This is a genomic window from Bradyrhizobium sp. CSA112 (genome assembly GCF_029051645.1).
In the GTDB taxonomy this organism is placed as follows: domain Bacteria; phylum Pseudomonadota; class Alphaproteobacteria; order Rhizobiales; family Xanthobacteraceae; genus Bradyrhizobium.
In genome coordinates this window covers 248,090-273,332 of the sequence record NZ_JAACFS010000002.1, presented here as the reverse complement: position 1 = coordinate 273,332, position 25,243 = coordinate 248,090, and the positions used below count along the sequence as shown (strand labels likewise).

General features: G+C 62.8%; 31 protein-coding genes. 15 read left to right on the top strand and 16 right to left on the bottom strand.

All coding sequences use genetic code 11. From position 1 onward, the window contains the following. The first annotated feature begins 37 nt into the window (after positions 1-37). Positions 38-601 carry a nitroreductase gene (locus GWE18_RS06230; RefSeq protein ID WP_275184918.1) on the top strand — a complete coding sequence of 188 codons (564 nt, stop codon included), beginning with the start codon at positions 38-40 and terminating at the stop codon, positions 599-601. Between the two features lie 85 nt (positions 602-686). Here GWE18_RS06230 and GWE18_RS06225 read toward each other — a convergent pair whose 3' ends face one another. Both GWE18_RS06225 and GWE18_RS06220 read right to left on the bottom strand, forming a co-directional pair. Next, positions 687-3,194, bottom strand: coding sequence for an EAL domain-containing protein (locus tag GWE18_RS06225; protein ID WP_275184917.1), 2,508 nt, complete (start codon positions 3,192-3,194; stop codon positions 687-689). A 133-nt stretch (positions 3,195-3,327) separates the two neighbouring features. After that, on the bottom strand, positions 3,328-4,407 hold the full coding sequence (locus GWE18_RS06220) for a hypothetical protein (protein WP_275185158.1): 1,080 nt from the start codon (positions 4,405-4,407) through the stop codon (positions 3,328-3,330). A gap of 246 nt (positions 4,408-4,653) precedes the next feature. On the opposite strand from GWE18_RS06220, the gene GWE18_RS06215 reads away from it, so the two are divergent. After that, the gene (locus GWE18_RS06215) at positions 4,654-5,724 is read left to right on the top strand and encodes a patatin-like phospholipase family protein (RefSeq protein WP_275184916.1); all 1,071 of its coding nucleotides are present in this window, start codon (positions 4,654-4,656) and stop codon (positions 5,722-5,724) included. A 3-nt stretch (positions 5,725-5,727) separates the two neighbouring features. On the opposite strand, the gene GWE18_RS06210 is transcribed toward GWE18_RS06215, so the two are convergent. Both GWE18_RS06210 and GWE18_RS06205 read right to left on the bottom strand, forming a co-directional pair. After that, complete coding sequence (locus tag GWE18_RS06210; protein ID WP_057852491.1) at positions 5,728-6,156, bottom strand: CBS domain-containing protein; 429 nt, start codon at positions 6,154-6,156, stop codon at positions 5,728-5,730. A gap of 178 nt (positions 6,157-6,334) precedes the next feature. After that, positions 6,335-7,132, bottom strand: a complete 798-nt coding sequence (locus tag GWE18_RS06205; protein ID WP_275184915.1) for a rhomboid family intramembrane serine protease — start codon at positions 7,130-7,132, stop codon at positions 6,335-6,337. Between the two features lie 602 nt (positions 7,133-7,734). On the opposite strand from GWE18_RS06205, the gene GWE18_RS06200 reads away from it, so the two are divergent. The 5 genes from GWE18_RS06200 (at position 7,735) to GWE18_RS06180 (ending at position 11,351) form a co-directional block, all read left to right on the top strand. Continuing rightward, positions 7,735-8,289 (top strand): PAS domain-containing protein, encoded by a 555-nt coding sequence (locus GWE18_RS06200; protein WP_275184914.1) that lies wholly within the window; start codon positions 7,735-7,737, stop codon positions 8,287-8,289. Positions 8,290-8,518: 229 nt separating this feature from the next. Continuing rightward, positions 8,519-9,295, top strand: a complete 777-nt coding sequence (locus GWE18_RS06195; RefSeq protein WP_275184913.1) for a transporter substrate-binding domain-containing protein — start codon at positions 8,519-8,521, stop codon at positions 9,293-9,295. A 24-nt stretch (positions 9,296-9,319) separates the two neighbouring features. After that, a complete protein-coding gene (locus GWE18_RS06190; protein ID WP_275184912.1) occupies positions 9,320-9,982 on the top strand; it encodes an amino acid ABC transporter permease in 663 nt (220 codons plus the stop codon). Positions 9,983-9,985: 3 nt separating this feature from the next. Next, complete coding sequence (locus GWE18_RS06185) at positions 9,986-10,636, top strand: amino acid ABC transporter permease (RefSeq protein WP_057852486.1); 651 nt, start codon at positions 9,986-9,988, stop codon at positions 10,634-10,636. Beyond that, the gene (locus tag GWE18_RS06180) at positions 10,623-11,351 is read left to right on the top strand and encodes an amino acid ABC transporter ATP-binding protein (RefSeq protein ID WP_275184911.1); all 729 of its coding nucleotides are present in this window, start codon (positions 10,623-10,625) and stop codon (positions 11,349-11,351) included. Before GWE18_RS06185 ends, GWE18_RS06180 begins: the two co-directional genes overlap by 14 nt. Before the next feature lie 12 nt (positions 11,352-11,363). Here GWE18_RS06180 and GWE18_RS06175 read toward each other — a convergent pair whose 3' ends face one another. Together GWE18_RS06175 and GWE18_RS06170 are read right to left on the bottom strand one after the other, a co-directional pair. Continuing rightward, positions 11,364-11,951: a hypothetical protein gene (locus GWE18_RS06175; protein WP_275184910.1), complete on the bottom strand. Its 588-nt coding sequence runs from the start codon at positions 11,949-11,951 to the stop codon at positions 11,364-11,366. A 215-nt stretch (positions 11,952-12,166) separates the two neighbouring features. Next, positions 12,167-12,940: an enoyl-CoA hydratase-related protein gene (locus GWE18_RS06170; protein ID WP_275184909.1), complete on the bottom strand. Its 774-nt coding sequence runs from the start codon at positions 12,938-12,940 to the stop codon at positions 12,167-12,169. Between the two features lie 277 nt (positions 12,941-13,217). On the opposite strand from GWE18_RS06170, the gene GWE18_RS06165 reads away from it, so the two are divergent. Together GWE18_RS06165 and GWE18_RS06160 are read left to right on the top strand one after the other, a co-directional pair. After that, entirely contained in the window at positions 13,218-13,835 is a 618-nt protein-coding gene (locus tag GWE18_RS06165) for a PilZ domain-containing protein (protein WP_057843932.1), read from the top strand. 328 nt (positions 13,836-14,163) lie between these two features. Next, positions 14,164-14,790, top strand: coding sequence for a transglutaminase-like cysteine peptidase (locus tag GWE18_RS06160; protein WP_275184908.1), 627 nt, complete (start codon positions 14,164-14,166; stop codon positions 14,788-14,790). Between the two features lie 131 nt (positions 14,791-14,921). On the opposite strand, the gene GWE18_RS06155 is transcribed toward GWE18_RS06160, so the two are convergent. Beyond that, positions 14,922-15,239 (bottom strand): hypothetical protein, encoded by a 318-nt coding sequence (locus GWE18_RS06155; RefSeq protein WP_275184907.1) that lies wholly within the window; start codon positions 15,237-15,239, stop codon positions 14,922-14,924. An 85-nt stretch (positions 15,240-15,324) separates the two neighbouring features. Further along, positions 15,325-15,783, bottom strand: coding sequence for an Hsp20 family protein (locus GWE18_RS06150; protein ID WP_275184906.1), 459 nt, complete (start codon positions 15,781-15,783; stop codon positions 15,325-15,327). A 241-nt stretch (positions 15,784-16,024) separates the two neighbouring features. Between GWE18_RS06150 and GWE18_RS06145 the strand changes: the two genes are divergently transcribed. Beyond that, positions 16,025-16,912, top strand: coding sequence for an alpha/beta hydrolase (locus GWE18_RS06145; RefSeq protein WP_275184905.1), 888 nt, complete (start codon positions 16,025-16,027; stop codon positions 16,910-16,912). Between the two features lie 147 nt (positions 16,913-17,059). Continuing rightward, positions 17,060-17,566, top strand: a complete 507-nt coding sequence (locus tag GWE18_RS06140) for a hypothetical protein (RefSeq protein ID WP_275184904.1) — start codon at positions 17,060-17,062, stop codon at positions 17,564-17,566. 74 nt (positions 17,567-17,640) lie between these two features. Here the strand turns inward: GWE18_RS06140 and GWE18_RS06135 are convergent, their stop codons facing one another. Beyond that, on the bottom strand, positions 17,641-18,321 hold the full coding sequence (locus GWE18_RS06135) for a hypothetical protein (RefSeq protein WP_275185157.1): 681 nt from the start codon (positions 18,319-18,321) through the stop codon (positions 17,641-17,643). Here GWE18_RS06135 and GWE18_RS06130 point away from each other — a divergent pair. After that, on the top strand, positions 18,274-18,657 hold the full coding sequence (locus GWE18_RS06130) for a hypothetical protein (protein ID WP_275184903.1): 384 nt from the start codon (positions 18,274-18,276) through the stop codon (positions 18,655-18,657). The two genes, GWE18_RS06135 and GWE18_RS06130, sit on opposite strands and share 48 nt — an antisense overlap. Before the next feature lie 205 nt (positions 18,658-18,862). Here GWE18_RS06130 and GWE18_RS06125 read toward each other — a convergent pair whose 3' ends face one another. After that, positions 18,863-19,291: a hypothetical protein gene (locus GWE18_RS06125; RefSeq protein WP_275184902.1), complete on the bottom strand. Its 429-nt coding sequence runs from the start codon at positions 19,289-19,291 to the stop codon at positions 18,863-18,865. Between the two features lie 111 nt (positions 19,292-19,402). Here GWE18_RS06125 and GWE18_RS06120 point away from each other — a divergent pair, with 111 nt between their 5' ends. Together GWE18_RS06120 and GWE18_RS06115 are read left to right on the top strand one after the other, a co-directional pair. Beyond that, positions 19,403-19,630, top strand: a complete 228-nt coding sequence (locus GWE18_RS06120) for a hypothetical protein (protein ID WP_057852507.1) — start codon at positions 19,403-19,405, stop codon at positions 19,628-19,630. Beyond that, a complete protein-coding gene (locus GWE18_RS06115) occupies positions 19,627-19,794 on the top strand; it encodes a hypothetical protein (RefSeq protein WP_275184901.1) in 168 nt (55 codons plus the stop codon). Before GWE18_RS06120 ends, GWE18_RS06115 begins: the two co-directional genes overlap by 4 nt. Before the next feature lie 30 nt (positions 19,795-19,824). Here GWE18_RS06115 and GWE18_RS06110 read toward each other — a convergent pair whose 3' ends face one another. The 4 genes from GWE18_RS06110 to GWE18_RS06095 form a co-directional block, all read right to left on the bottom strand. Beyond that, the gene (locus GWE18_RS06110) at positions 19,825-20,169 is read right to left on the bottom strand and encodes a PAS domain-containing protein (RefSeq protein WP_275185156.1); all 345 of its coding nucleotides are present in this window, start codon (positions 20,167-20,169) and stop codon (positions 19,825-19,827) included. Next, the gene (locus GWE18_RS06105; RefSeq protein WP_275184900.1) at positions 20,109-21,494 is read right to left on the bottom strand and encodes a PAS-domain containing protein; all 1,386 of its coding nucleotides are present in this window, start codon (positions 21,492-21,494) and stop codon (positions 20,109-20,111) included. The genes GWE18_RS06110 and GWE18_RS06105 overlap by 61 nt, the downstream gene beginning before the upstream one ends. A 237-nt stretch (positions 21,495-21,731) precedes the next feature. Then, on the bottom strand, positions 21,732-22,262 hold the full coding sequence (locus GWE18_RS06100) for a gamma carbonic anhydrase family protein (RefSeq protein ID WP_275184899.1): 531 nt from the start codon (positions 22,260-22,262) through the stop codon (positions 21,732-21,734). 74 nt (positions 22,263-22,336) lie between these two features. Then, a complete protein-coding gene (locus GWE18_RS06095) occupies positions 22,337-22,666 on the bottom strand; it encodes a hypothetical protein (RefSeq protein WP_275184898.1) in 330 nt (109 codons plus the stop codon). 222 nt (positions 22,667-22,888) lie between these two features. Between GWE18_RS06095 and GWE18_RS06090 the strand changes: the two genes are divergently transcribed. Continuing rightward, complete coding sequence (locus GWE18_RS06090; RefSeq protein WP_275184897.1) at positions 22,889-23,602, top strand: hypothetical protein; 714 nt, start codon at positions 22,889-22,891, stop codon at positions 23,600-23,602. Between the two features lie 251 nt (positions 23,603-23,853). On the opposite strand, the gene GWE18_RS06085 is transcribed toward GWE18_RS06090, so the two are convergent. Both GWE18_RS06085 and cysE read right to left on the bottom strand, forming a co-directional pair. Beyond that, on the bottom strand, positions 23,854-24,072 hold the full coding sequence (locus GWE18_RS06085; RefSeq protein ID WP_025590201.1) for a DUF3126 family protein: 219 nt from the start codon (positions 24,070-24,072) through the stop codon (positions 23,854-23,856). A 196-nt stretch (positions 24,073-24,268) separates the two neighbouring features. Continuing rightward, positions 24,269-25,096, bottom strand: a complete 828-nt coding sequence (gene cysE / locus GWE18_RS06080; protein WP_275184895.1) for a serine O-acetyltransferase — start codon at positions 25,094-25,096, stop codon at positions 24,269-24,271. Between the last annotated feature and the right edge of the window lie 147 nt (positions 25,097-25,243).

The window sequence follows — 25,243 nt, the reverse complement described above, 5'->3', positions numbered from 1 at the left end:
ATCTCTGGCACAGCCACTTCCGACGAAAGCGACCCTTGTGCCTGACGCCATCGAACTCCTGAAGATCCGCCGCTCCGTAAAGCCCCGCGAGATGAGCGGCCCCGGCCCGACCGCGGCCGAACTCGAGACCATCCTGACCATCGGCGCGCGGGTGCCGGACCACGGCAAGCTGACGCCGTGGCGCTTCATCGTGTTCGAGGGCGACGCCCGGGCGCGGGCCGGCGACGTCATTGCGCGGGTGTTCGCGAAAAAGAATCCCTCTGCCCCGGCCGCCGACATCGAGATCGAAAAGCGCCGGCTGATGGATGCGCCGCTGGTCATCGCCGTTGTGAGCTTTACCCGGCCGCACCCCAAGGTGCCGGCGTGGGAGCAGGAATTGTCCGCCGGCGCCAGCGCGATGAACATTGTCAACGCCGCCAGCGCGCTTGGCTACGGCGCGTGCTGGCTGACCGGCTGGTTCGCCTTCGACCGCGACGTCCTCGACGGGCTCGGACTGAAGGCGGACGAAAAACTCGCCGGCTTCATCCATATCGGCATACCGTCAAAGCCCGCCGAAGACCGCCCTCGCCCGGCACTGTCGGATATCGTGACGCGGTTCTAAGAATCCCTTTGACCGTCATTGCCGGGCTTGACCCGGCAATCCATCACTCTTGAGAAGATTCTTGCAAAGAGGATGGATGCCCGGGTCAAGCCCGGGCATGACGAGCGCTTACGCGGCCTTCGAGGCCCCGGGCGCTGAACGCGGACAGCAGCGCCTCGAGTTCGGATGCTGGCTTCGCCGCGCTGAACAGAAAGCCCTGCACCTCGTTACAGCCTTCGGCGCGCAGCCAGTCGAGCTGGTCCATGGTCTCGACGCCTTCAGCCGTGGTCGTGATGTTCAGGCTGCGGCCGAGACCAGAGATGGCGCGTACGATCGCGACGCAATCGGTACGCTCGGCGAGGTCTTTCACGAAAGAGCGGTCGATCTTGATCTTGTCGAACGGAAAGCTCCGGAGATAGCTCAGGCTCGAATAGCCGGTGCCGAAATCGTCCATGGATATGCTGACGCCGAGCTCGCGAAGCTGATGCAGGATCGCCAGATTGGCTTCGGTCTCGGCCAGGAAGACCGACTCGGTAATTTCAAGCTCAAGCCGCCGCGGCGACAGGCCGGAATGCGCCAGCGCCGAAATCACCGCCTGAACCAGGTTGCGGCTGCGGAACTGGACCGGCGACAGATTGACCGCGACCTTGATGTCTTCCGGCCAGTTCGACGCCACGGAGCAGGCCTCGCGGAGCACCCACTCGCCCAGCGCCACGATCAATCCGATATCCTCGGCGACCGGAATGAAATCGGCCGGAGAGACCATGCCCTTTTCCGGATTGCGCCAGCGCAGCAGCGATTCAAACCCGCTGATCCGGTTGGCGGCAGTATCCACCAGCGGCTGATAGTGCAATTCGAATTCGCCATTGGCGAAGGCCCGGCGCAGGTCACGCTCCATGTCGCGGCGCTTCTGTGCCTGGCGGTCCATCTCGCGCTCGAAGAAGCGATGGACGCTGCCGCCGTCGGACTTCGCCCGATAGAGCGCCATGTCGGCGTTGCGCATCAATTCCTCGCAGGTTGCGCCATCGCCGGGCGAGAGCGCAATGCCGACGCTGGCGCCGACGACAACCTCGATGCCATCGAGGTCGTAGCGCGCGCTCAAAACGCCGATCAGCCGGTCGGCGAAGTCGCTCACCTCGATCGGCGACACCTCCGAGACCAGCGCGATGGCGAATTCGTCGCCGCCAAGCCGGGCGACGAGATTGTCGCCGCGAACCTCGGACTTCAACCGCTCGGCCACCTGCTTCAACAGACGATCGCCCATCGGGTGGCCGAATGAATCGTTGACGTTCTTGAACAGGTCGAGATCGACGCACAGCACCGGTACGCGCCGGTTGCTGGACGCCGCCCGCTCGAGCGCCTGGCAAAGGCGTTCCTGAAAGAAGTCGCGGTTCGGCAGGTTGGTCAGGCCGTCGTGATGGGCCATGTGAGCGATCCGCGCCTCCGTCTCGCGGCGCTCGGTAATATCGACGACGGCCACCAGATAGCCGTCGCGTCCGTCGAAAGCGACGCGGCGTCCGAATGTCAGCACATGAATTTCACTGCCGTCGGCCTTGAGATGCCGCCAGTCGCGGCTCGAATGATAGACGTCGCCGAGCTGCTGCAGCGCCTGGCTGTGGCTGGCCCGTTCATCCTCCGGCCAGATCTGTCGAAGCTGCATCTGCAGGAAGCTTTCGCGGGGGTAGCCGTAATGCCGTATGGCCGCGTCGTTGACGTTCAGGAACCGGGTCGTTTCGGCATCGAACACCCACATCGGCATCGGATTGTTGTCGAACAGCAGGCGGAACGAAACCTCGCGTCGCTTCAGCGCCGTGACGTCGGAGACCGTCAACGAGAGCATGTCGCCGAACGCGGTCACGCCCAACCGCAGGCAGCGGTCCTCGCTGTCGATTTCGATCTGACCGCCATTGCCGCTGACGATGATGTCGCGCAGACGCCGGATCACATCTGGCGTGCACAGCAGGTTTCCGCCCGCGGCGAGCCGTCGCCACAACAATTCCGTCGACGGTTGCCGCAGCAGCCGCGCGGCCCCCTGATTGAGATGAACGATCTGAAAATCGGACGGACGACCATTCGCATCGCGAACCGCAGCCAACGACAGCACGCCCTCGTCGGTCGCGGAGAAGATCGTGTCGAGCAGGTTGAATTGCGCGTCGCGCTCGTTGACATAGGCGCCGATCAGGGTGCCGCCCCAGCGTGACGACGTCGGCAGCGCCAGCACGTCATAGGTCCGAACCAGTCCGTCGCGCACGCAGTGCGCCATAGCGAGGTGCGGTCCACCGTTCTGCAGTGCGTGAGATGCGGCCTCGCCAAGCGCGGTCGCGCAATCCGGCGGCAATGCGCTGAGCGGAACGTCCCAACGATCGTCATTGAGCCATTGCTGGATATAGCGGCCGCTATGCGAGACGGCGAGCGCACCGTCGTCGTTCCGAATCAGCACGACATGATCTGCCAGCCGGCCGAGGCTGCCCAGCATGACGTCCTCGTAGCGCGGCAGCTTGTCGCCCGGACGCAAGGCAGCCTGCCATTTGCGCTTCAGGACCGGGACGTCGGCGAACATCTCGGTATTGAATTTTTCTGACGATTTTTTCGATGATCTGTCGGCCGCAACCATAACCTGCCCCGCCTAAGCGCACTCAATCCCGGGGCATCCAATGCAGCGGGGTTTAAGGCCGTGTAAAAAATTGCGGCAGCGGTACGCCGATATGGCGATTATGACAGTTTTAAGTTGTGCGATGGTTAGTCGTCTAGCGCGCGACGACCTCGACCTCGCCGTCGACGCCGTTGACGACGTTGAAGGCACGCTCGAACACCTTGCCTTCGTTCTTGGCAATCGCCCGGTATTCGCCTTCGGACAGCACCACGCGCGGAAACGCGCCGATCGATTCCTTGATGACGTCGCCGCCCGGCGTGATCACCGACCATGCGGTGTTGGCGAGCGCCTCGCCGCCTCTGTCGCTGACGAGCTTCAGCGTAATCACCGCCGCGCGGTGACTGACGGTCACGTCCGTCAGCTTGCCGGCCTGGACTCGGATGTCGGAGCGCACGACCGAGTTGGCATCGCCATAGTTGGAGATGATGTAGTACGTGCCCTCCGGCAGCAGCGCGACGTCGCCTGCGGCCACGTTGGGCACCAGCGAGGAACGCTCTGCGCCGGCGCCGCCTTCGAACTGGCTGCCCTTGTAGAGCGCGAACGAAATCTGGTTCGGTGGAATCTTGCTGGTGCCGACGCGGCCTTCGATACGTAGTCCGCCAGCCGGAAGCACGAAGGCCACGCGATCGGTCTCCGCTTTCAGGCTCACCGCACGTACCGCGCTGACCAGGCCGAGGGCGACGTGAACGACGTAATTGCCGGGCGGCAGCACGATGTTCGGAGTCGCGCCGCGCTCCTCGCGGATCAGCTTGAACGTGCCGGTATCGTCAGGCTTGTCGGCGAACACCCGCCACACCAGCCCGCCGTTGATAACAGGCAGATCCTTGCCGTAGCGCGCCGTCAGCGACAGCACCGCCTGGCCTGCGGTCGCAGCCCCTGGCGGCGGCACCACCGGTGGCACCGTGGCAAGCGACGGCTGAACGATGGTGGGCTGGGTCAGCGGCGCGGGAAGCGATGGGTTCGTCGCCGTGCCCGATGGCGGCGCCAGATTCATGGCAGGCCCGGTCTGGGCATCCGGAACCACGGCGGGCGGCACCGGCGGCGGGCGGTCCGAGAACCACTGGGCCGAGACCGGAGCCGGAAGCAAAGCAGCCAGCATTAAGGCGAGCGCCAGCGCCGGGAAAGGCCATCCGCCCCGCCCGTATCCACCGATACCGTCACCCCACGAAATCATGGCCATGCTTTTCACCGAAAACGCGGCAAATTCAAGCCACCACACGGCCGGTTCGGCCCCCGGGAGGTTACGGAAGCGGGGTCAGCGGGGTAACACCCAATGTTGATCCCGAGGTCGCGGCCCCGTCACAATCCCCGTCTAGCCCGATTTGGCCGGGCATAAACCATGCTTACGGAAGGGACTGGCGGAAATTCTGGCGCGGCCACGCTGCGGCGGATATCCTTCAAAGCCGCAGGAGGGGTTGGCGTGTTGGATAGCTGGATCGGCCTCGGCCAAAGGAGCTCCGATGCCCAGGACAAGGCCCACGACAAGGTCGGACTCGGCAGTATCCGCCGGCCGGTGATCGGACTCGCGCTAGGCGGCGGCGCCGCACGCGGCTTTGCCCATATCGGCATCGTCCGCACGCTGGTGGCCCACGGAATCATGCCCAATGTCGTGGTTGGAACGTCGATCGGCGCCGTGGTCGGCGGCGCCTATGCCGCAGGACATCTCGATACCCTGGAAGAATGGGCGCGCAGCCTGCAGCCGCGAACCGTCCTCTCCTATCTCGACATCCGCCTGAACGGATCCGGCCTGATCGGCGGCGCCAAGCTGGCGGCCCAACTGGAGGCGGCGCTCGGCCAGAGCCTGATCGAGGATCTGCCGGTGAAATTTGCCACCGTTGCGACCGAAGTGCGCACCGGCCACGAGATCTGGCTGACCCATGGCCCAATGGTGGATGCGATGCGCGCTTCCTACGCGCTGCCCGGAATATTCTCGCCGATCCTGGTCGGCGACCGCTGGCTGGTCGACGGCGCCCTGGTCAATCCGGTGCCGGTGTCGGCGGCACGCGCGCTCGGCGCAGAGATCGTCATTGCCGCCAATCTTTCCAGCGACGTCTTCGCGCACGCCACGACGATCTATTCCCACGGCCAGACAGCGGGCGTTTCGGTATCGGTGATGCCGGAAATGGTGTCCGAACCCGAGCCGCGGAAACGCGGCATCGGAAAATTCTTTTCCGCCGAGCGCACCATGAAGCGTGAGTTCTTCGGCGGCGGCGGGCGGCCGGGCATCTCCTCGGTGATGGTCGATGCCTTCAACATTATGCAGGACCGCATCACCCGCGCACGGCTTGCCGGCGATCCGCCGGATCTGCTGATCTCGCCCCGCGTCGGCAAGATCGGCTGGTTCGATTTTCATCGCGCCGACGACCTGATCGCTCACGGCGTGCGTGCGGCCGAGCGCGCCATCGATTCGATTCAGGAAGCGATCCACATTCTGGCGCCGCCGCCAGCAGGCGAAGCCGGGCCGGCGATCGAAAAGGCCGAGAAGGAATGACGATCAGGCCGTCTTGATGTAGTCGCGCAGCGCTTCCTGCTCGGCCTCGTACTCCTGGACGCGGCGCTTTACGATGTCGCCGATCGAAATCAGGCCGACCACCTTGCCATCCTCGACCACGGGCAAATGGCGGAACTTGCCAATCGTCATCATCTCCATGATCCCGGAAACGGTATCGGACTCGCGGCAGCTCACGACCTTGCTCGTCATGACCGCGCTGACCGGCTCCTCGAGCACCCTGGCGCCGCGCTCGCCCAGCACCCGGACAATGTCGCGTTCCGAAAGGATACCCTCGAGGTGCCCCTGGTTCATCACCAGCACGGCGCCGATCTTGCGTTCGCCAAGGATCTTGATCGCAGCCGAAAGCTTTACGTCCGGCTCGACGCTCAGGATGTGATGGCCCTTGGTGTCGAGAATTGAACGTACCGTCATTGTCGCCTCCTGAATCCGTTCGCGCCCCGAGAGCCCGACTTGTTCGCGACAGTTCCGCGCCGGTTTCATTTCAAGGCACGGCCTGCAAGCGCGGCTGTCCTGGTACGGCAGCGGCATTGGCTTGCGTTACAACTTTATGTGGATGATGGATGAAATCGTCCTTCGCCGCAAGCGGCGATCAGACGCGGCCAGCCTCGTCCGGCGATGAAGCATCCGCTGCATGCCGCGTCGCACGCGGCACCGGATCGAACAGCGAAAACAACATCAGGCCGGCGAGAAATCCGCCGATATGCGCCTGCCAGGCAACACTGGCGCCTTCGGCGCCGATCGAAATCGACCCGAGCCCGAAGATGATGTTGACGCCGAACCACACCGCCAGAAATCCGAGCACGCGCGGGTTGCGCAGCGCCCGGGCCAGCGACAGCGCTGGAACTTTCGCCGCGGCATCCGCATCCCCCCGGCTGAACGACAGAAAGCTCCCCCGCACGAAGGCGAAGCGGATGGCAGCCGCCATCGCGCCGGATACCGAGGCTGAGGCGCCGATCATCGGGGCGATCGCGTGTTCATGGGTGACGAGATGTGCCAGTGCGCCCGCCGCGGCCGTCACCGCCATGAATACGAAGAACCTGACAGGGCTGAACCGGCGCGCCAGCGCGCTGCCGAACGGCAACAGCCACAGCACGTTGAAGCCGATATGGCTGAGATTGGCATGGAGCAGCGAATAGGTGACGAAGGTCCAGACCTTGGCGCCCGCCCCGCCGGGAAAGGTGATGTTAAGCAGCGTCGAATCGTAGCGTTTTGGAATGAAACCGAAGACGTCGATGGTCCAGTTTTCGAGCTCCACCGGCAGCAGCACCCGCAAATGAATCGCAGCGATCAGCGCGATGTAGGCCGTCAGGGCGCCCGGCAGCGTCAGGATCGGCTCACGCGGGGCGTCCGGCGGCTCGACCGGGGATGAGTAAGGCTGGGATTCCAAGGGGCTAGGACCTTGCAAGGTGGCTTCGCGGCGTATTGGTCCAGATAGGCGGCTTTGCCCGCCCTGTGCAAGTGCACAATCGGGGCTATTTCCTTGTCCCGGACGCGGCGCAGCGCCTTGGCGGTGCGACGCAGAGCCGGGAGCCACGAGCCGTTATGGGTCCCGGCTCTGCGTCGCACCACTTCGTGCCGCGCCGCGTCCGGGACACGAGCTCGCCACCCAGAGAAAAAGGGAGAGCCCTGAGAAAGCTCTCCCTTGTCTCGCCAGTCTTTCGCGCCCCTGGAGCCGGGATCACATCCCCGCCCCTCCCCGCGCGATGACCAAACTGTTTTGACGCCAGCCTGTGTACCAACTGCGCCGAGACTTTTTCCTATAAGCCGGCGCTATCGGATGCGTTCCACACTACGCACGTCGCCCCGGCTTCGCCAACCTCATAGTTAATTTAACGTTAACAACGCAAAGCCGCGCCTCGCGCGGCCAAATCGCGTCGGCGGCATGGACGCTGCAAAGCCTGTCCTGCACAACAAGCAAGGGAAGCCGTGGTGCGCAAAAGCGGGACAGATGTGTCTCGCCGAAGCAACCCCGGGGGCGAGGATTAAGAGATGAAACACCCATCGAGCCGCGAGTTCTTCGCCTATTGGGATGCGAAGCGCGGCGATGCCCGGGCGCCGGACCGCAGCGAGATCGAACCCGGCGCGGTGCGCGAGCTACTCGGCGACATCTTCGTTCTGTCCTACGACAACGAGGCCGGCTACCCGTTTCGCGTCGCCGGAACGCGGGTCTGCGCCCTGCTCGGCCGCGACTTGAAGGATGCGAGCCTCGTAGCGCTGTTCACGGCGGACAGCCGCCGCGAGATCGAGGACATCATCAACCACGTCGCCGAAGAAATGCTGGCGGCGATTGCCGGCATCACCGCGACCTCGGAAGACGGCACGACGGCGCATCTGGAATTGCTGCTGCTGCCATTCAACAACCGCGCGCATGCGCCGATCAGCCTGACCGGATTGCTGGCGCCGTTCGAAAACGACCTCGGCACGATCAGGGATTTCAAGGTGACGTCGTGGCGTTATTTGCACCGGCCGCAAAAGCTCGTTCCCCGCGCCTTGCGCAAGCTCGCGATCGCGCGCGGCTTCATGGTGTATGAAGGGCTGCGGTAGTCGCGAACCGATCGGTTTACTGAACGCCGCAGCACAATGCATGGTCGCGTGACCATGCACAAAAACAACCCACAAAAAGCCTTCAAAAAAAGCAACGCCGAGCATTGCCTAAATGCGAGGCGTCAGGCAGGGTCGAACCGCGACGTGGAGCCGGGCCACATCAGCCGAATGATACGCACCGAGAGCGATTTCGGAGGCGGTGAATTGGCGTAACCTCGGAGATGTTAGAATGCCTTTCAAGAAACTGTTGCTTGCCGCTGCACTTGCCACTGCTGCGGTGACAACGCAGGCGCATGCCGACGCCCTCGACTCCATCATGAAGTCAAAGGTGATCAAGATCGCCGTGCCGCAGGATTTTGCGCCGTTCGGTTCCGCCGGCCTCGATCTCAAGCCGCAGGGCTACGACATCGACATGGCCCATCTGATCGGCAAGGAACTCGGGGTGAAGACGGAGATCATCCCGGTGACCAGTGCCAACCGCATTCCCTATCTGCAGACCAACAAGGCCGACCTCGTGATCTCCAGCCTCGGCAAGAATGAGGAGCGCGAAAAGGTCATCGACTTCTCGATCGCCTATGCGCCGTTCTTCTCCGGCGTGTTCGGCACCAAGGCGATCGCGGTCGCAAGCGCGGCCGATCTCAAGGGCAAGACCATCGGCGCCACCCGCGGTGCGATCGAGGAACAGGCGCTGACCGCCTTGGCGCCGGACGCCACCGTCAAGCGCTTCGAGGACAACAACGCGACGATCGCCGCCTTCGTGTCCGGCCAGGTCGATCTGATCGCCACCGGCAACACGGTCGCCGCCGCCATTGCCGAGAAGGTCCCCGCCCGCGCGCCGGCGCTGAAATTCGTGATCAAGGACAGCCCCTGCTATGTCGGACTCAACAAGAACGAGCCGGCGCTGCTCGCCAAGATCAACGAGGTCATCACCAAGGCGAAGGCGTCGGGCGAGATCGGGAAACTGTCGGAGAAGTGGCTGAAGGCGCCGTTACCGCCCGGCTTCTAGAGGCGAAGCGCTGGGAACGCCGCGGTGTCTTACAAGCTGCAATTCGCTGAACTGCTGCCCTACTGGAACGTGCTTCTGTACGGGCTGCTCTTCACGATCGTGCTGACTGTTGTGTCGACGGCGGCCGGCATTGCCGTCGGCACCGCAGGCGCCGCGGCGCGCACGTTCGGCCCCGTTTGGCTCGGCCGCATCGTCGCGGTCTATGTCGAGCTGATCCGCAACACGCCGTTCATCGTGCAGTTGTTCTTCATCTTCTTCGGCCTGCCGGCGCTGGGGTTGAAACTGAGCGAAACCACCGCCGCCTTCCTCGCCATGGTGATCAATCTCGGCGCCTACTCGACCGAGATCATCCGCGCCGGCATCGAGGCGGTCCCCAAAGGGCACATCGAGGCCGGATTGAGCCTTGCGATGTCGAAATGGGAGGTGCTGCGCCATATCGTCCTCAACCAGGCATTTCGAAAAATCTATCCGGCGCTGTCGTCGCAGATCATCATCGTCATGCTCGGCTCGGCGGTGGTGTCGCAGATCTCGGCGGAAGACCTCACCTATGCCGCGAACTTCGTAGCGTCGCGGAACTTCCGCAACTTCGAAGTCTATCTGCTCGTCGCGCTGGGCTACCTCCTGCTCGCCCTGCTGACACGCTCGCTGCTGCGCGCGCTCGGCCGCGTCATCTTCAAGGCGAGGTGAGCCATGCTGCAGTTCAGCTTCTGGGACATCCTCTCCAACCTTCTGGTCGCCACGCAGTGGACGATCGTGCTGTCGCTGATCGCATTTTTCTGCGGTGGCATAGTAGGCCTGATCCTGTTGTTCATGCGGACGTCGCGGATCGCGCCGCTGGAATGGTTCACCAAGATCTACATCGAGTTCTTCCAGGGCACGCCGCTGTTGATGCAGCTATTCCTGTTCTTCTTCGGCATCGCGCTGTTCGGCGTCGAGGTCTCGCCATGGGCGGCGGCGACGCTGGCGCTGACGTTCTGGACCAGCGCGTTCCTGGCGGAGATCTGGCGCGGCTGCGTGGAATCCATTCCGAAGGGCCAGTGGGAGGCGTCCTCCAGCCTTGCGCTCAGCTACATCGAGCAGATGCGTTACGTCATCCTGCCGCAGGCCTCGCGCATCGCGGTCGCCCCTACCGTGGGCTTCTCCGTGCAGGTCATCAAGGGCACCGCCCTCGCCTCGATCATCGGCTTCGTCGAGCTGACCAAGGCCGGGACCATGCTCAACAACGCGACGTTCCGCCCGTTCCTGGTCTACTCGCTGGTCGCGCTGATCTATTTCTGCTTGTGTTTCCCGCTGTCCTGGTGGGCGAAGAAAATCGAAGGCCGCCTCAATGTCGCTCGTTAGCATTCGTGACGTCAGGAAGAGTTTCGGTCCGAACGAGGTGCTGAAAGGCGTCTCGCTCGACATCGCCAAGGGCGACGTGGTCGCGATCATCGGCCGCTCCGGCTCGGGCAAGAGCACGCTGCTTCGCTGCATCAATGGGCTGGAGACCTATCAGTCGGGCGCCATCGTCGCCGACGGGATCGAGGTCGGCGGCGCGAGTACCAATCTGCGCGAACTGCGGCGTCATGTCGGCATGGTGTTCCAGCAGTTCAACCTGTTTCCGCATCTGACGGCAGCCGAGAACGTCATGCTGGCGCCGACCGTCGTCAACAAGATGTCGAAGACGGAAGCCCGCACCACTGCCGCCGAAGTGCTGGCCAAGGTGGGATTGTCGGAAAAGATGGACGCCTATCCAAGCGAACTATCCGGCGGCCAGCAGCAGCGCGTCGCCATTGCCCGCTCGCTGGCGATGCGGCCGAAGGTGCTGCTATGCGACGAAATCACCTCGGCGCTCGATCCCGAACTGGTCAACGAGGTGCTGCGCGTGGTCGAGCAATTGGCGCGCGAGGGCATGACGCTGATCCTGGTCACGCATGAAATGCGCTTCGCCCGCGACGTCGGCACCAAGCTCGTATTCATGCACCATGGCAAGGTGCATGAAGAAGGCGTTCCAAAGGAGGTGTTCGCCGCGCCACGGACGCCGGAACTGCAACAGTTCGTGGGCCAGGTCGGCTGAGCCTGCGGAAACTCAAGACAGTGTCACGTTATCAAGGAATGGCTTCCAGGAGAGCGCCTCCCTGTTGGCCTTGTCAAATTGTCCATCCTCCAAAAGCTTACCGACACATCTGAAGTATTCACAAAGGAATGACGCATCCGGCAATTGGTAGAGGTGCTGATCCGGAGTCCACAGATGAAACTTCCTGGCGGAGCCAAATGCAGACGCGATTGCAGGTTTAAGATCACTCACATTGTCCGGCCATCCTGGCGACGCGGTCCGAATTTTGAGGCTATCTGAAAGACTGCGAAATTTAGAGCCGAGGCTCCGAAGCTCGGAGGCTTTCTTCTGATCCGACTTTCGGTTCAACCATTCCAACGAGACGCCAAATACGACCCCGGTCAAAAAGACCACCGCAAATGTAAACCAACGCTGTTGACCCAGTGCGAGAAGGTTATCAAAAGCGGTTGTGGCCACTGCGTTACGAAAAACCGTCGTGGCCACATCGTTAGGATCGGAGAAGACGTTTTCCTCCAGCCATTTTTTGAGGACAGGCGTGATCGGTGGGATCAGCAGAAGACCCCAAATTCCAAACAGGAACTGTTTAAGCCATTTGGACATGGAGCCTTATTGTTTAGCACACTGAACAGCCATCCAGCCGAATTAAAGGTTGCCCCGGAGTACACTTCCTGGCGCGACAGCAGATTGGTCTTTGCCGCCGAGGCCGTTCAGACTATCGCCGACCACGCCCAAAGACGCGTTTGACGCCGGCGCGGGCCAATGTTTCGGCGATGAGGTCGGCAACATTCTCGATCCGCACGATGGCTGGTCCTTTCTCAGCGTCCGGTGAACACGGCCGCACGCTTCTCGAGAAAGGCATTGCGCCCTTCCACAGCGTCCGCGCTCAGGCGGATCTCGGCCTGCGTTTCGATCTCGCGGCGGAACTGATCGGCATAGCTGGCGTGTTCGCTCTCGTCGATCAGGCGGCGCGTCGCGACGAGGGCGCGCGTCGGCCCGCTCGCGAGCCTGCGCGCCAGCTCAAGCGCGCCGCCCTGAAGCGCCGCATCATCGAACACTTCACGGACCAATCCCCACTCTTTCGCCTGATCGGCCGAGAGCGGCTCGTTGGTCATCATCAATTCGAGAGCGCGCTGCCGGCCCACGAGACGCGGCAACATCCAGGTCGAGCCGAGATCGGGGACCAGCGCGATGCGGCTGAACACCTGAATGAAGCGCGCCGAACGCGCGGCAACGATCATGTCGCCCGCCATCGCTAGGCTGAACCCGCCGCCCGCCGCCACGCCGTTGACGGCGACCACGACCGGCACGCGGCACTCGCGCAATGCCTTGAATGCCGGCCAGTAATACTTCATCACGCCGGCCGCGATGTCGTCGCCGAGGATTTGCGCGGCCTTGAGATTTTGCCCCGAGCAGAAGCCGCGCCCGGCGCCGGTCAACACCAGCGCCCGCACCTGCGGGTCATCGTTAATCTCGCCAATGGCTGTCGCGAGATCGCCCAACAGATCGGGCGTCATCGCATTCAGGGTTTCAGGCTCATCCAACGTCAGTACGCCGACGCTGTCGTCGCGTTCCCGCTTCACTCCCGGCATCCTGTTCCTCCGTCCGCTAGCATTTTCGGCCGGGCCTGGCCGGGCGCGAGCGTAATCCTAAGGCCACCGCGCGCAACTCCATGATGCCCCCGTTCGTCGTATGAACGCGCCAGTACAATCCGAGGGCCGCGTCGCTCGTGCGCCGATCGCTTATGGCCGCGCCAAATTGTCCGTAGGGAAATCTTGAGCACTTCATGCAACCGCCGCTAACACATCGTTAACCCTGCCGGCCTTAGGGTCTTCCTGACGCCGAAAGACCGGCTGTCTGGTGGCGAAGATGTCGTTTGCGCAAAAGAAAACAACCACGGTCCCGTCCGCTGAGGAGCGACGGCGCTTTCAGCGCGTCAAGGTCCACCTGCTTGGCCGCTACATGCTGCCGGATCGCCGCGAATTTCCTTGCCAGATTATCAACATGTCGCCGGGCGGATTGGCGCTGCTGGCGCCCGGCATCGGCAATGTCGGCGACCGCGTGATCGCCTATCTCGACCACATCGGCCGGGTCGAGGGCAAGATCACCCGCATCATCGACAACGGCTTTGCCATGACGGTGGGCGCGACCGCGCGCAAGCGCGACAAGCTCGCCGCCCAGCTCACCTGGCTCGCCAACCGCGATATCCTCAATCTGCCGGAAGATCGCCGTCACGACCGTATCGTGCCGCGGAATCCGATCGCCCTGCTCACGCTCGAGGACGGCAGCAAGATGACCTGCCGCATCATCGACCTGTCGCTGTCGGGCGCCGCGATCGCCGCGGAGAACCGCCCGCCTCTCAAATCGCTGGTCATGCTCGGCAAGGTCCAGTCCCGAGTGGTGCGAAATCTCGAAGAAGGCTTCGCGCTGGAGTTCGTCCACGAGCAGGTTGCCGAGACGCTCGAAGACGCAGTTACCGCGCGGTAAAGCGCCGGCCGCCAAAAATCCCTGATTTTTCAGCTTCAAAAGGCGGTATCCGCGTTTCCGGATGCCGCCTTTTCCCATCCGGCACCGGCCAAAGTCGGTTAACGCCGGACGCTTTTGCGGGCGCATCCGCTGCTATCGCAGCGCAGCGGCGTTAACACGTAAAATTTGAATCAATTGCAGTTGTATCAAATTTTAGTCGAATTCGATTCAAGTATAGATCGAATTCGCCGCGCCTTTTACTAGTATTCACGTCAAATGTACTTGCCTGACTTAGCTGCAGCGCAAATCCTTTGTGCGAAACGTGGTCCCAACAAGAAACGGGGGCCACATGTTGTTCAGGGGACAGGGGAAGGGACTGGCGGTTATCGCCGTCCTGTTGGGGATGAACGCTTCGATGAGCGTCCAGGCGAAAGCCGGCGACGCTCTCTATGCCAGCCTTGGCGAGGCCGCGCGTTCGCCGATCGGCTGGGTCGAATTCTGCGCCGAGAACGCGAGCGAATGCCGCGGCGTGTCACAGCCACGCGACATCGTGATGTCGCAGACGGCGTGGCGGGATCTGCTGCGGGTCAACAAGTGGGTCAATGAGACCGTCAAGCCGATCACCGACATGGATCATTGGGGTGTGATCGAGAAATGGTCGTTGCCGACGGACGGTTACGGTGACTGCGAGGACTATGTGCTTCTGAAGCGCAAGATGCTGATCGACGCCGGATGGCCGCGCGAAGCGCTGCTGATCACGGTGGTGCGCGACAAGAAGGGCGAAGGCCACGCGGTGCTGACGGTGAAGACCGACAAGGGCGAATTCGTTCTCGATAACCAGAACGAAAACGTCCTGGCCTGGACGGAGACCGGCTACCGCTTCGTCAAGCGTCAGTCGCAGAGCGATCCGAATATCTGGGTCTCGCTCGGTGACAGCCGCCCTGCGGTCGCCACCGCTTCGTCACGCGATCGATAACGAGAGAAGGATTTTACGAACCCGCGACCCGGTCACATCCCCACCCCTCCCCGTCCCAGACCGGTTCGCGCGCGGCCACCCTTCCCCCAAAGGGTGGCCGCACCTTTTTGGGGATGTTGGTCGCTCGAAGCCTACGCCGCCAGCGCTACCCGCGAGGTCGATTTTCGCCGCATCGGCTTACCGCCGGGTGGTCCCGGCGGTTTGTGGTCGAGCATCGAGAGCGCTTCGAGAACCTCATCGATTGTCACAATGCGCCTCGTCCCGGCCAGTTCGCGGAGCGCGGGATTCGAAGTCACTGCCGCCGCATCCGAGGCCCAGGACGCGAGGATCGCGCGCTTTTCGCCCAGCGAAAGCGTAGCATCCGCGACCACGTCGCGTGGGTGATCGAACACGGCTCCCGGATGCAGCACGGCGTTCAGATCAAACACGTTATAGGTCTGGTCGATCATCGGTGTCTCCCCAAAGGTGGAAAACGCTTCCCGCCCGCACTGTTCGGGCGAGAGCCTTTCGGTTCCTTCGCAAGGCGTGATGGGCTTAAGCCGCTGCCTTCGCCTCGATCTGCTGCACATTGCCCGGCGCCGCGCCATTGATCGCGATGCGGCGCGGCTTCATCGCTTCCGGGACTTCCCGATACAACTCGATCCGCAGCAGGCCATCCTCGAACGAGGCGCTCTTCACCTCCACATGGTCGGCAAGGCTGAACTGGCGCTTGAAGGGGCGCGCAGAGATACCCTGATAGAGATATTCGCGCTCGTCCTTCTCGGCCTTGCGGCCTTCGATCGTCACCGTGTTCTGCTCGGCGGTCACGGAAATCTCGTCGACCGCGAAGCCGGCGACGGCCAGCGAAATCTGATAGCGGTCTTCGCCCAGCCGCTCGATATTGTAGGGAGGGTAGTTATCCTCGCCCGCGCGTTGCGCGGTTTCGACGAAGTCGAAAAGGCGGTCGAAGCCGATGGTCGAGCGCCAGAGGGGAGTGAAGTCGTACGTGCGCATAGCCAAATCCTCCAGAGAGCAAGTTGGATACGAGCGGCACCGGACACGACCGGTGCCCGTCTCAGACCGGGCCCATCAGGCGCCCGGACCGCCCAGCGGCGGCAGCAAAAAAATTAGAAAACCGCCATTTGGTTTCAAGGGACCCGACAAAAATTTTGGGCGCCTACTCGCTCATTTCGGTTACTTTTGCACCGCACGACCGATGTGCAATGATACGCGTCCCCAATCGGGAGAGACCACCTTGGCTCACAGCGAGATCGACGCCATCCGCGCGTTGCTGGGCTCGAAGCCGCGGCCGGTCGGCTGGTCGGAGCGACGGCAGCGCCTCGACGAGGTCGGATCGACCTGGCCGGTAGCGCCGGACGTTCGATGCGAGGCCGTCGATTGCGACGGTGTCGCCGGCGAGTGGTCGATCGCACCCGGTAGCGAGCCGAAGCGCGTGCTGCTGTACTTCCACGGCGGCGGATATTGCTCCGGCTCGATTGTGAGCCACCGCCGACTGGTGACGGAGGCCGGGCGCGCGGCAGGTACGCGCACGCTCGCGATCGACTACCGGCTTGCCCCTGAACATCCCTACCCCGCCGCCCATGAAGACGCGCTCACCGCGTGGCGCTTCCTGCGCCGGCAAGGTATTGCTGCGGCGAGTATTGCCGTCGGCGGTGACAGCGCAGGCGGCAACCTGACGCTAGGGCTCATCAACCGGCTTCGCGCGGCGGAAGAACCGCTGCCCGCCTGCGCGTGGCTGATTTCGCCGTGGACCGACCTGACCATGTCCGGCGACACGCTCGCGACCAAGGACGGCATCGATCCGCTGATCCACAAGGCGTATCTCGATGAACTCGCGGATGCCTATGCGCCGCCATCCATCAATCGCCTGGATCCGCTGATGTCGCCCCTGTTGGCCGATCTCTCGGGCTTTCCGCCGATCCTGATTCAGGTCGGATCGGCCGAGACACTGCTCGCCGACGCCACGCGGCTTGCCCAAACAGCAGGAGCGGCCGATGCCGATGTAACGCTGCAAATCTGGCCGCACATGATCCATGCGTGGCCGGTCTGGAATGCGCATCTCGAGGACGGCCGTCGCGCGTTAGCCTATGCCGGCCAATTCATCCGGGCGCAGATCCGCTAGCCCAGGCCCCCTCCGGGCACCGCTCCCGCAGCCGATCGCAAGGGGTTTTGCCCGGAATCCCAGGCTCGCCTGGCAAATCCCGGGTTTTAGCGCCGTCCGGCTTGTGCTATTTGGGAACATTGGAATCACGTCCGGATCTGGAGTCGCATGATCGAACTCGACCCCCGGAGTGCCAGCCCCATCGCGCGTTTCGGCGGGCAGCCGATTGCGATCGCCGCTGCGGCCCTCGTTGTCGTTGTGCTTGGAGTAAGCTCTATCGCCCTGTGGCGCGCTTATACCGGCGGCGCCCCCGAGACCGATCGCGCGGTTGCGGCCCGGCAGTTGCAGGCCCGCGCCGCGCAGGCGTCCGAGCAACTGATAGAGAAGACCAAGGGCCTGGAAGCGACGCAGCAGGAATCGATCGATCAGTTGCAGGTCGTGCAGGATCAGTTGCTGACCGTGCGCCGCCTGCTCGCCGCGCAGCAGGCCGACAACAGGAAGCTTTCCGAGCAGGTCGGAACGCTCACCGAAGCGATCGACGGCTTGCGGCAATCCTTTGCCAGCGCGCAGGCCTCCGAGCCCTCCGCGGCTCCCGCGCCGCATAACCGGTCAGCCAAGGCAAAGCCCCGCGCAAGCCGGAGCGTGAACCGCGGCCGCGCCAAGGCCCGCGGCTGACCGGTCTGGACGGCGTTTGGCAATGAGGCCCCGCGCAGGGGCTGACGTGCGGCCGGCCCGAATTTACACGTCGATCAATACTCTGCCCGTCTGGCCGCCTCACAAGGACCGCGATTACACGTATCTTGGGAGACAACGAGCGGCCGTGACATCAATGCAGCCTTGCGGCGGGATATTTTCCACCGTTGCGGCAAGCGTTGCCGCAACTTTTTTCCGCCTTTGTGAACTGGTTCACATATCCCCGTGAGGATCCCGGGCATCCTGTAATTCACCGGATGGCGTGAGCCGATTTCAATATCCGGGGCTGGCAAGGTCGTTGACGGTATACTGCGTCGACGGCCTTGTTCTTTTTGGTCCCCTTCAACGTCGCGGCTTGCAAGAACCTTCAATAGCTCACCGACGCCTGCAAGTGCGCGCACGGCGCTCATCCCGCCGAGCGCGATGCGTTCGGTGTCCGGAAGCGGCTTGGAAGATGCCAGCATGGAAACTTCCGATTTCAGCGACAGGCCCTTTGGCAGCGGCGTCACGCGGCCAAACTCGGCGGTGACGAGATTGGTCTGCGCGTCGGTGACGCGTCCGTTGGTGAAGGCGCTCCAGGCTTGCGAATTGTTGCCGGACAGAACGCCTCCCGGATTCGACTTGAAGCGAACATCGAGGTTGTTGGTGCCCAAATTGTCCGACCAGCGCCCGTTCCAGCCCATCACCAATTGCGCGACGTCGGCACTGCCCTCCGCGACAGGCGTACCATCGAAGATAGTCTTGCGGAGCTGGTGCTTGAATTCGACGCCAACAAGCAGATCACCGGCCGCCGGCAGCAGCAGATCGGACAGCGCGGTCCGAACGATCGCAGACGCCTGGCTGGTTTGAGTCTTTATTCGAGACAGATTGTTGGGCCGCTGTGCGCGGTGTCAGGCCGGCTATCCGAGACGATCGCCCGGGCGATGCGGTCTCGCCATCCGATGCGGCTTGGACATCCTCTGTTCAAGCTCCCAGAACATCCAGACGAAAGCTGCAGCCAGAGCAATCACGACAATCAAGAACATCAATGTCAACGCAGGCGCTGTGAGCATGTTCAACATCCCCCGATGTGACGCGAACGGCATTCCTCCAAACAACGGTCTCGGTAACATCGCGGCGCGGCTTTTCATCCCGCCGTGGTCTTGGCCTCGACGAAGTCGACGCACTCGCCGCCGGATCCTCGCGGATCCGGCGTCAAGTCTAGAACGATTTCTCGGAGATGGCTTGAGCTATTTTGGGCTGTTTTGCGCTCTTCCTTGAGCGGGCCGGAAAGCGATATCAGCAGCCGCGGCAGATGCCCTTGATCTTGCGGTCGACTTGTTTGTTCTCTTCATTGATCTCGGCATCGCCGGTCGTCGTTCGTGATCCCATGCCGGTCGTTGCGCCGCCGCCTGACGACTGTGCGGTGCCGGCACTGTTGGTGCCTGGCGGAGGTGGCGACGCAAGCCCGGATGGGTTCGCCGTGCCGCCTGGACCTTGACCGGCATTGGGAGCGGCAGGCCCGGGAACGCCGCTGATGCCTTGCGTGCCCGTCCCGGTCGTGCCGGCCCCGATAGAGCCCGCACTCGGCGCGCCCGTGGCGCTGCCACTGCTGCTACCGGCTGATGACCCACCCGCGGATCCGCCCGTGCTCTGGGCAAACGATGGGATCGGGGATATCAGGATTGTGATCGCCGCAACTGCGGCGGTTGCAGATGCCAGCTTCATGGGAATTCTCCTTTTCGGAGCAACGATGGCGTCCCGCGGTTGTTCCTGCCGGAACGAAACCGCTGCCCGATCATTCATTCACATCCGCTCGACGCCCGGAGTGGTCACGTTTTGCGCAAATTGATCGCCTTCGACGACGACACGCTCGACAAGCTCACCCAGCTTGCGCGCGACCGGATGGCGACGTTTCAGGAACTGGCCGACGAAGCCTTTGCGGACCTGCTCAAGAAGCACGGCATTCCGATCGATCTCAAGGATGCGCTGCGAAAGAGTGCGAGGCTTTCCAAGGACGCGACGCCGAAAAAGACAAGGTCGAGAACAGCAAGGACGCCATCATGAATTCCGACCCGGACCCCTTCGAGCAAGGCCAGAACGCCGCACGCCAGAAGATCCCAGCGGAAGCCAACCCGTATCAGGATGGCAGCGAGGAGCATGCCCTCTGGGCCGCCGGCCATGAAAAGGTCGCCAGCGCCCGCGAGGCGACCAAGCGCGAAGGCAGTTGAGCGGCTCGTAGCGTTTGCTCGAAGCGATCGTTACGCCGCAACTCCGGTCTGAGCCGCAACTTCGGTCTGGCCGGTCCGATCCTCGACCATGCTGACGAACAGGTGGGATTCACGGTCCGGACCGCCGATCTGAAGCCGCCGCACTGCAATAGTGCGCCTGCCTCTGACGGGGTTATCGACGGTATCGACGATTGCCTCGAGCTGCTGCTTTCGCTCAAGCAACTGGCGGTCTCGTTTCTCGATCAATTCGGCAGCCTGAATGGGAAACAGCTCTCGCGGCGTCTTTCCCATGATCTCGCTGCGCGACATGCCGATCATTTCCTCAGCCGCCTTGTTGACGAACAGGTATCGCAGGTTGCGCGCGTCCTTGACCAGAATTCCCTCGGGTACGTTTTCGACAATCGCCGCCAGAAATTCTTCCGTCCGCTCCAGAATTCCTTGACTTTTCCTCTGCGCGGTAACGTCTTCCTGCACCGACACCCAGCCGCCACCGTCCAGGGGGGCTCATAGACTTTGATCACGCGGCCGTCACTGAGGTTGATTTCATAGGAGGTTGGCTGCCGCTTCGCGATGCGGTCGACGATCGCGGCGAGATATTGCTTGATGTCGCCTTCGAACAGTCCGCTATCGACCCGATGCTTGAGGATATCCTCCAGCGAGGAGCTCGCCTTGATCGTTGCGGGCAGACCATAGAGCTTTCGGTACTGATCGTTCAGCGCCAGCACCTGCGCCTTGCCGTCGAACATGATCAGGCCCTGCGGCATGCTGTTGATGGCCGCGGTCAGTTGCCATTTGGTGGCCTGGTACTTGTCGTTGAACTTGTCGCGCTCATCCATGGCCGCGTCGCGCTGCTTCGCGGTACCGGCTCCGAGTTCCTCGAGCTCGACGTTGCGACTCACGGCGTCACGAAAATTCTGCACGGCGTAGGCCAGGCGCCCGATCTCGTCGCCGCGTGAGTAATGCGGGATCCGGGAATTGATGTTGCCGGCGGCGATCCGGGCGGTTGCCTCGGTGATTTCATGCAAAGGCCCGACGACGGACCGTCTCATCACGAGCACGTTGAATCCGGCAAACATCAGCGCACCAAGCCCGAGGGCGAACAGATAGAAGGCCGCGTAACGGCCCTGGTCGCCGAGATCCGCGGCTTCGGTGGTGCGATCATTGTAGATCCGCGCCAGCGCCTCGAGGTCGTTGTTGAGGTGGGTTCGTAGCGCACGGTTGGCGTCGTTGTCGCGCCATTCGCGGCCTGCCGCCGGGCTGATTTCGAACGCACGCCGCACGAGCTCCCTGCGGAAGTCGATGAACTGATCGATCCGGCGCTTGAAGGCCGTGAACTGCTCGACATCGTCGGCGCGAACTGTTTCCTTCCACCGCTCCATCACGCCGGCCAGTTCGCGGCTGCGCTTAAGGAGTTCGTCGCCGTACTGTTTCACCTTCACCCGGTCGGTGGACATGTAGATGCCGCGCGATTCCATGACGATGGCGTAGATCAGGCCGTTGACCTGGCCGACATTGGTCGCGGCCTGGGCCGATGATGCCTGCAGATGCCGATATCCGGTTTGCAGCCGCACCGACTGGATCGACATCGCCATCAGGACGGTCGTCTCGACCATCAACCCGGCAGCGATGCCATAGATCTTCTCGGCAACGGTAAGATCGCTCGTCCAACCGGCGAGCCCAGTCATTGTTATTCTTTTCATCGATCCGGCCTCCGGCACAGTGCGAGGTCGGGCCTTCAGGGTTGCGCATCCATCGGCCATCGCTCCAGAACGATAAAGCCTAAGCCGCTTGAACTATCGGAGGTTTAAGGTTGCAACCGGTAGTAATACGGGGAGGCTCCCATGGAACCGCAGTTCCCGGTCAAGCGACACGTGAACGAAGCGCTCCCGCGGCACGCGAAAGCGGCCGATGCGGAACCGGAGAACAGGCCGCCGTGTTCAGCCGATCTTCTTCAATCCGTTTTTGAATCGTGGGCCGTTGAGCGCGTAGAACTTTGCAGCGCTTCCCATCGCCGTCACCTGCTCCGGCGTGAGCGTGCGAACGACGCGCGCCGGCGAACCGATGATCAGCGAATATTCCGGATACTCCTTGCCTTCGGTGATGACCGATCCCGCGCCGACAATACTGCCGCGGCGTATCCGCGCGCCGTTCATCACGATCGAGCCCATCCCGACCAGCGCGTCGTCTTCGAGCGTACAGCCGTGCAGGATGACGTTGTGGCCGACGGTGCAGTTCTTGCCGATCGTGAGAGGAAAGCCGCGGTCGGTATGGCAGGTTGAATTGTCCTGCACGTTGGAGCCTTCGCCGATCTCGATCCACTCATTATCGCCCCGCAGCACTGCGCCGAACCACACGCTGGCGGAATTCAGAAGGCGCACCTTGCCGATCACGACGGCGGTATCTGCGATGAAATAATTTCCGTCCGCGGGGAGTTCAGGTCCCTGCCCGTCGAGTTCGTAGATCGCCATAACAAAAAGGTCTCCGTTGGCGGGGACCTTCGCACAGCCGCAGGCGCCGGATCAAGCGAGCAGGCCCGCCGGTCTCAGGTCAGCAAACCCGCGGCACGCAGCGTCATCAGGAAGAACGTGCCGGACATCATGCTCCAGAAGCCCGACAGCACGGTCGCCATCATCACGAATTCGAAGCGGCGGCGCTCGATCTTCGCGCCGCGCAACGTGTTGCGCATGATGATGAACGGTGCGGCAAAGACCAGAAACGGCACGGCCGCAAACGTCTTCGGCGCCACGCCTTCGCCAAGCAGCCCGAACCCAGCCGGTCGCTCCGCCATCGCCTGATAGCCGCTGGCGAGCACGCCGGCGAACGCAAAGCCGATGCAAAGGGAGAACAGGGAATTCAACGCATCGGGCGACATGGCAACTTCCCTTAACTCGACAAACAGCGCGCCCTGCTTTGGCAAAATTGGCCGGCGGCCGCCACAGTATCCTTAAGGAAAGGTTAACAACGGGGCCGCCGGGATCTCGTTTGCGCATGGCTGCCGAGGCCGGAAACCCTGCGAAATTATGCGGAAATCATCCGCCCCATGGCATATTCGCGGGATGATTCGCCCCGCCCTTCCTCGACCGACGCTTCGTTCATGACCCTGCTTTCGACGGCCCAGCACCTCGCCCGCGACACCCGCAGCGACCCGCGCTCGCACAGGGTCCTGATCATAGCCGCGATAGCTGTCGCCGCGGGCGCCGTTGCGCTGGTCGCCTATTTGCTGTGGCCGACCTGGATAGCGCGCCCTGCCAGCGCTCCGGAACGGTTGCCGGTCAGTGTTGGCGCCACGCTCTTCAACGTACCGGCAGCGGCGATCCGCCGGAAGATCCAGCGGCATTCCGGACCGCAGGAGCGGGTCGATCTCAGCTTCGTCTTCCCGTTGCTGGAGCCGCCGGATGCGCCGAAGCACGTCAGCGCCGATACGATCGAGGATAAGGTGCAGCCGATCGACCGGATATTCCTGTCGATATCGGCCCACCGCGACACGCTGGCGCCGGACACGCGGGTCCGCACGATCTATCCGCGCTACCTCGAACAGGCCGCAACTCCGATCGATGCCGGATTGACGATGCGCACCTTTCGCGATGGCTCACCCTACGCCAACGAGGACCTGTTCTCCGCCGCTACGCCGAGCCTCAACGCGCGCTGCTCGCGCGATGGCCCGACGCCCGGCATGTGCCTGAGCGAGCGCCGCGTCGATGGCGCCGACCTGACGTTCCGCTTTCCACGGAGCTGGCTGTCGCAATGGCGTGACGTTGCGAATGCGATGGATCGCTTGACGGCGCAGATGCGTGGGCCGAAGGGATAGTGTACCGGCGTCGCAGCAATCACTCGACCCTCATGGTGAGGAGGCGCCTTAGCGCCGTCACCGGACGATGCTTCGCATCGCCGGGAGAACCATGTGGCCCCGCTAGTGCCATTCATCCTTCGAGACGCCGCTATCGCGGCTCCTCAGGATGAGGTCTGACAGGCGCAATTGCGCCATGACACTTGCAATACGAGAAAGACAATTGGTGGGCACGCTACGCTTTGCCCACCCTACAAGGTCGCGGCAGCGCCTCACCCGACGTCGGCGAGATCTTCCTCGAGAATCGCCATCTGAAACTGGAACGAGCGATCGTCGTCCTCGTCATCGACGAACAGCACGCCGATGAACTCCTCGCCGATATAGACTTCGGCGGAGTCGTCCTTTTTCGGCCGCGGCACGACGCGGATCTTTGGATTGCCGAATACGCGCTTGAGATAGGCGTCGAGCTTCCTGACTTCCTGAACGTCCACGGCGGTCTCCAATCGGATTTTCTAAATTTCCGGGGAGGTTTTAGGACGAGACGGCGCAGACCGCCAGAGCCTTTTCGGTTCTGATTGGATCAGAACCGAGGCTCTATTCCTTGTTTTTGACGCGTTTTCTTCACGCTTCGCTTGAAAACGCTATGCGCGTAACTTCACAAAGACCGCAGGCAGAATGTGTGGAAAATCAAAGCCCGATTGCGCCGAGCATCTGATCCATGGTGCGCGACGGCTCCGCACAGCCGGCCTCGCCGACGATCTTAGCGGGAACGCCGGCCACCGTGACGTTGTGAGGCACCGGCTTGACCACCACCGAGCCAGCGGCGACGCGCGCGCAATGGCCGATCTCGATATTGCCGAGAATTTTTGCGCCAGCGCCGATCAGCACGCCGCGCCTGATCTTCGGATGGCGGTCCTCGTTCTCCTTGCCGGTGCCCCCCAGCGTGACGCCGTGCAGGATCGAAACGTCGTCTTCGATGACAGCGGTCTCGCCGCAGACGAAGCCGGTCGCGTGATCGAGGAAAATGCCGCGGCCGATTCTGGCGGCGGGGTTGATGTCGGTCTGAAACACCGCCGATGACCGGCTCTGCAGATAATAGGCGAAATCCTTGCGGCCCTTTTGGTAGAGCCAGTGCGCCAGGCGATGGGTCTGCAGCGCATGAAAGCCCTTGAAGTAGAGCAACGGATCGATGAAGCGCGAGGTTGCGGGGTCGCGGTCATAGACCGCGACGAGGTCGGCGCGAAACGCGTTGCCGAGATCGGGTTCGTCGCGCAGCGCCTCGTCATAGGTCTGGCGGATCAGATCGCCCGATAGCGCCGAATGATCGAGCCGCTCGGCGAGACGATGCACCACCGACTCTTCGAGGCGCTCGTGATGCAGCACGGTCGAATAGATGAAGGAAGCGAGCTCGGGCTCGCGGCGGACGATGTCCTCCGCCTCGCCGCGGATGCGGTCCCAGACCGGATCGAGCGCGGCGAGTTTCGACGCTTGCGGATTGACCTGATGCACTGCCATGATTGCTCTCGCAAATTCACTGGTTTCATTGATATTATAGCACGGCGGGCGGACGGCTGTCCCCGGCAGGCTTCGGCAAAGTAAACCCCCGCCGAATCCCCCTAGGGTCAGTTCAAGGTGGTCAGCGATTTCGGGAAATCAAGCCGG

Excerpts from the sequence above, each read along its gene's own strand:
- GWE18_RS06225 (WP_275184917.1), bottom strand. The coding sequence starts at position 3,194 with ATGGTTGCGGCCGACAGATCATCGAAAAAATCGTCAGAAAAATTCAAT.
- GWE18_RS06220 (WP_275185158.1), bottom strand. The coding sequence starts at position 4,407 with ATGATTTCGTGGGGTGACGGTATCGGTGGATACGGGCGGGGCGGATGG.
- GWE18_RS06210 (WP_057852491.1), bottom strand. The coding sequence starts at position 6,156 with ATGACGGTACGTTCAATTCTCGACACCAAGGGCCATCACATCCTGAGC.
- GWE18_RS06200 (WP_275184914.1), top strand. The coding sequence starts at position 7,735 with ATGAAACACCCATCGAGCCGCGAGTTCTTCGCCTATTGGGATGCGAAG.
- GWE18_RS06195 (WP_275184913.1), top strand. The coding sequence starts at position 8,519 with ATGCCTTTCAAGAAACTGTTGCTTGCCGCTGCACTTGCCACTGCTGCG.
- GWE18_RS06185 (WP_057852486.1), top strand. The coding sequence starts at position 9,986 with ATGCTGCAGTTCAGCTTCTGGGACATCCTCTCCAACCTTCTGGTCGCC.
- GWE18_RS06180 (WP_275184911.1), top strand. The coding sequence starts at position 10,623 with ATGTCGCTCGTTAGCATTCGTGACGTCAGGAAGAGTTTCGGTCCGAAC.
- GWE18_RS06175 (WP_275184910.1), bottom strand. The coding sequence starts at position 11,951 with ATGTCCAAATGGCTTAAACAGTTCCTGTTTGGAATTTGGGGTCTTCTG.
- GWE18_RS06170 (WP_275184909.1), bottom strand. The coding sequence starts at position 12,940 with ATGCCGGGAGTGAAGCGGGAACGCGACGACAGCGTCGGCGTACTGACG.
- GWE18_RS06165 (WP_057843932.1), top strand. The coding sequence starts at position 13,218 with ATGTCGTTTGCGCAAAAGAAAACAACCACGGTCCCGTCCGCTGAGGAG.
- GWE18_RS06160 (WP_275184908.1), top strand. The coding sequence starts at position 14,164 with ATGTTGTTCAGGGGACAGGGGAAGGGACTGGCGGTTATCGCCGTCCTG.
- GWE18_RS06155 (WP_275184907.1), bottom strand. The coding sequence starts at position 15,239 with ATGATCGACCAGACCTATAACGTGTTTGATCTGAACGCCGTGCTGCAT.
- GWE18_RS06150 (WP_275184906.1), bottom strand. The coding sequence starts at position 15,783 with ATGCGCACGTACGACTTCACTCCCCTCTGGCGCTCGACCATCGGCTTC.
- GWE18_RS06140 (WP_275184904.1), top strand. The coding sequence starts at position 17,060 with ATGATCGAACTCGACCCCCGGAGTGCCAGCCCCATCGCGCGTTTCGGC.
- GWE18_RS06125 (WP_275184902.1), bottom strand. The coding sequence starts at position 19,291 with ATGAAGCTGGCATCTGCAACCGCCGCAGTTGCGGCGATCACAATCCTG.
- GWE18_RS06115 (WP_275184901.1), top strand. The coding sequence starts at position 19,627 with ATGAATTCCGACCCGGACCCCTTCGAGCAAGGCCAGAACGCCGCACGC.
- GWE18_RS06105 (WP_275184900.1), bottom strand. The coding sequence starts at position 21,494 with ATGAAAAGAATAACAATGACTGGGCTCGCCGGTTGGACGAGCGATCTT.
- GWE18_RS06100 (WP_275184899.1), bottom strand. The coding sequence starts at position 22,262 with ATGGCGATCTACGAACTCGACGGGCAGGGACCTGAACTCCCCGCGGAC.
- GWE18_RS06095 (WP_275184898.1), bottom strand. The coding sequence starts at position 22,666 with ATGTCGCCCGATGCGTTGAATTCCCTGTTCTCCCTTTGCATCGGCTTT.
- GWE18_RS06090 (WP_275184897.1), top strand. The coding sequence starts at position 22,889 with ATGACCCTGCTTTCGACGGCCCAGCACCTCGCCCGCGACACCCGCAGC.
- cysE (WP_275184895.1), bottom strand. The coding sequence starts at position 25,096 with ATGGCAGTGCATCAGGTCAATCCGCAAGCGTCGAAACTCGCCGCGCTC.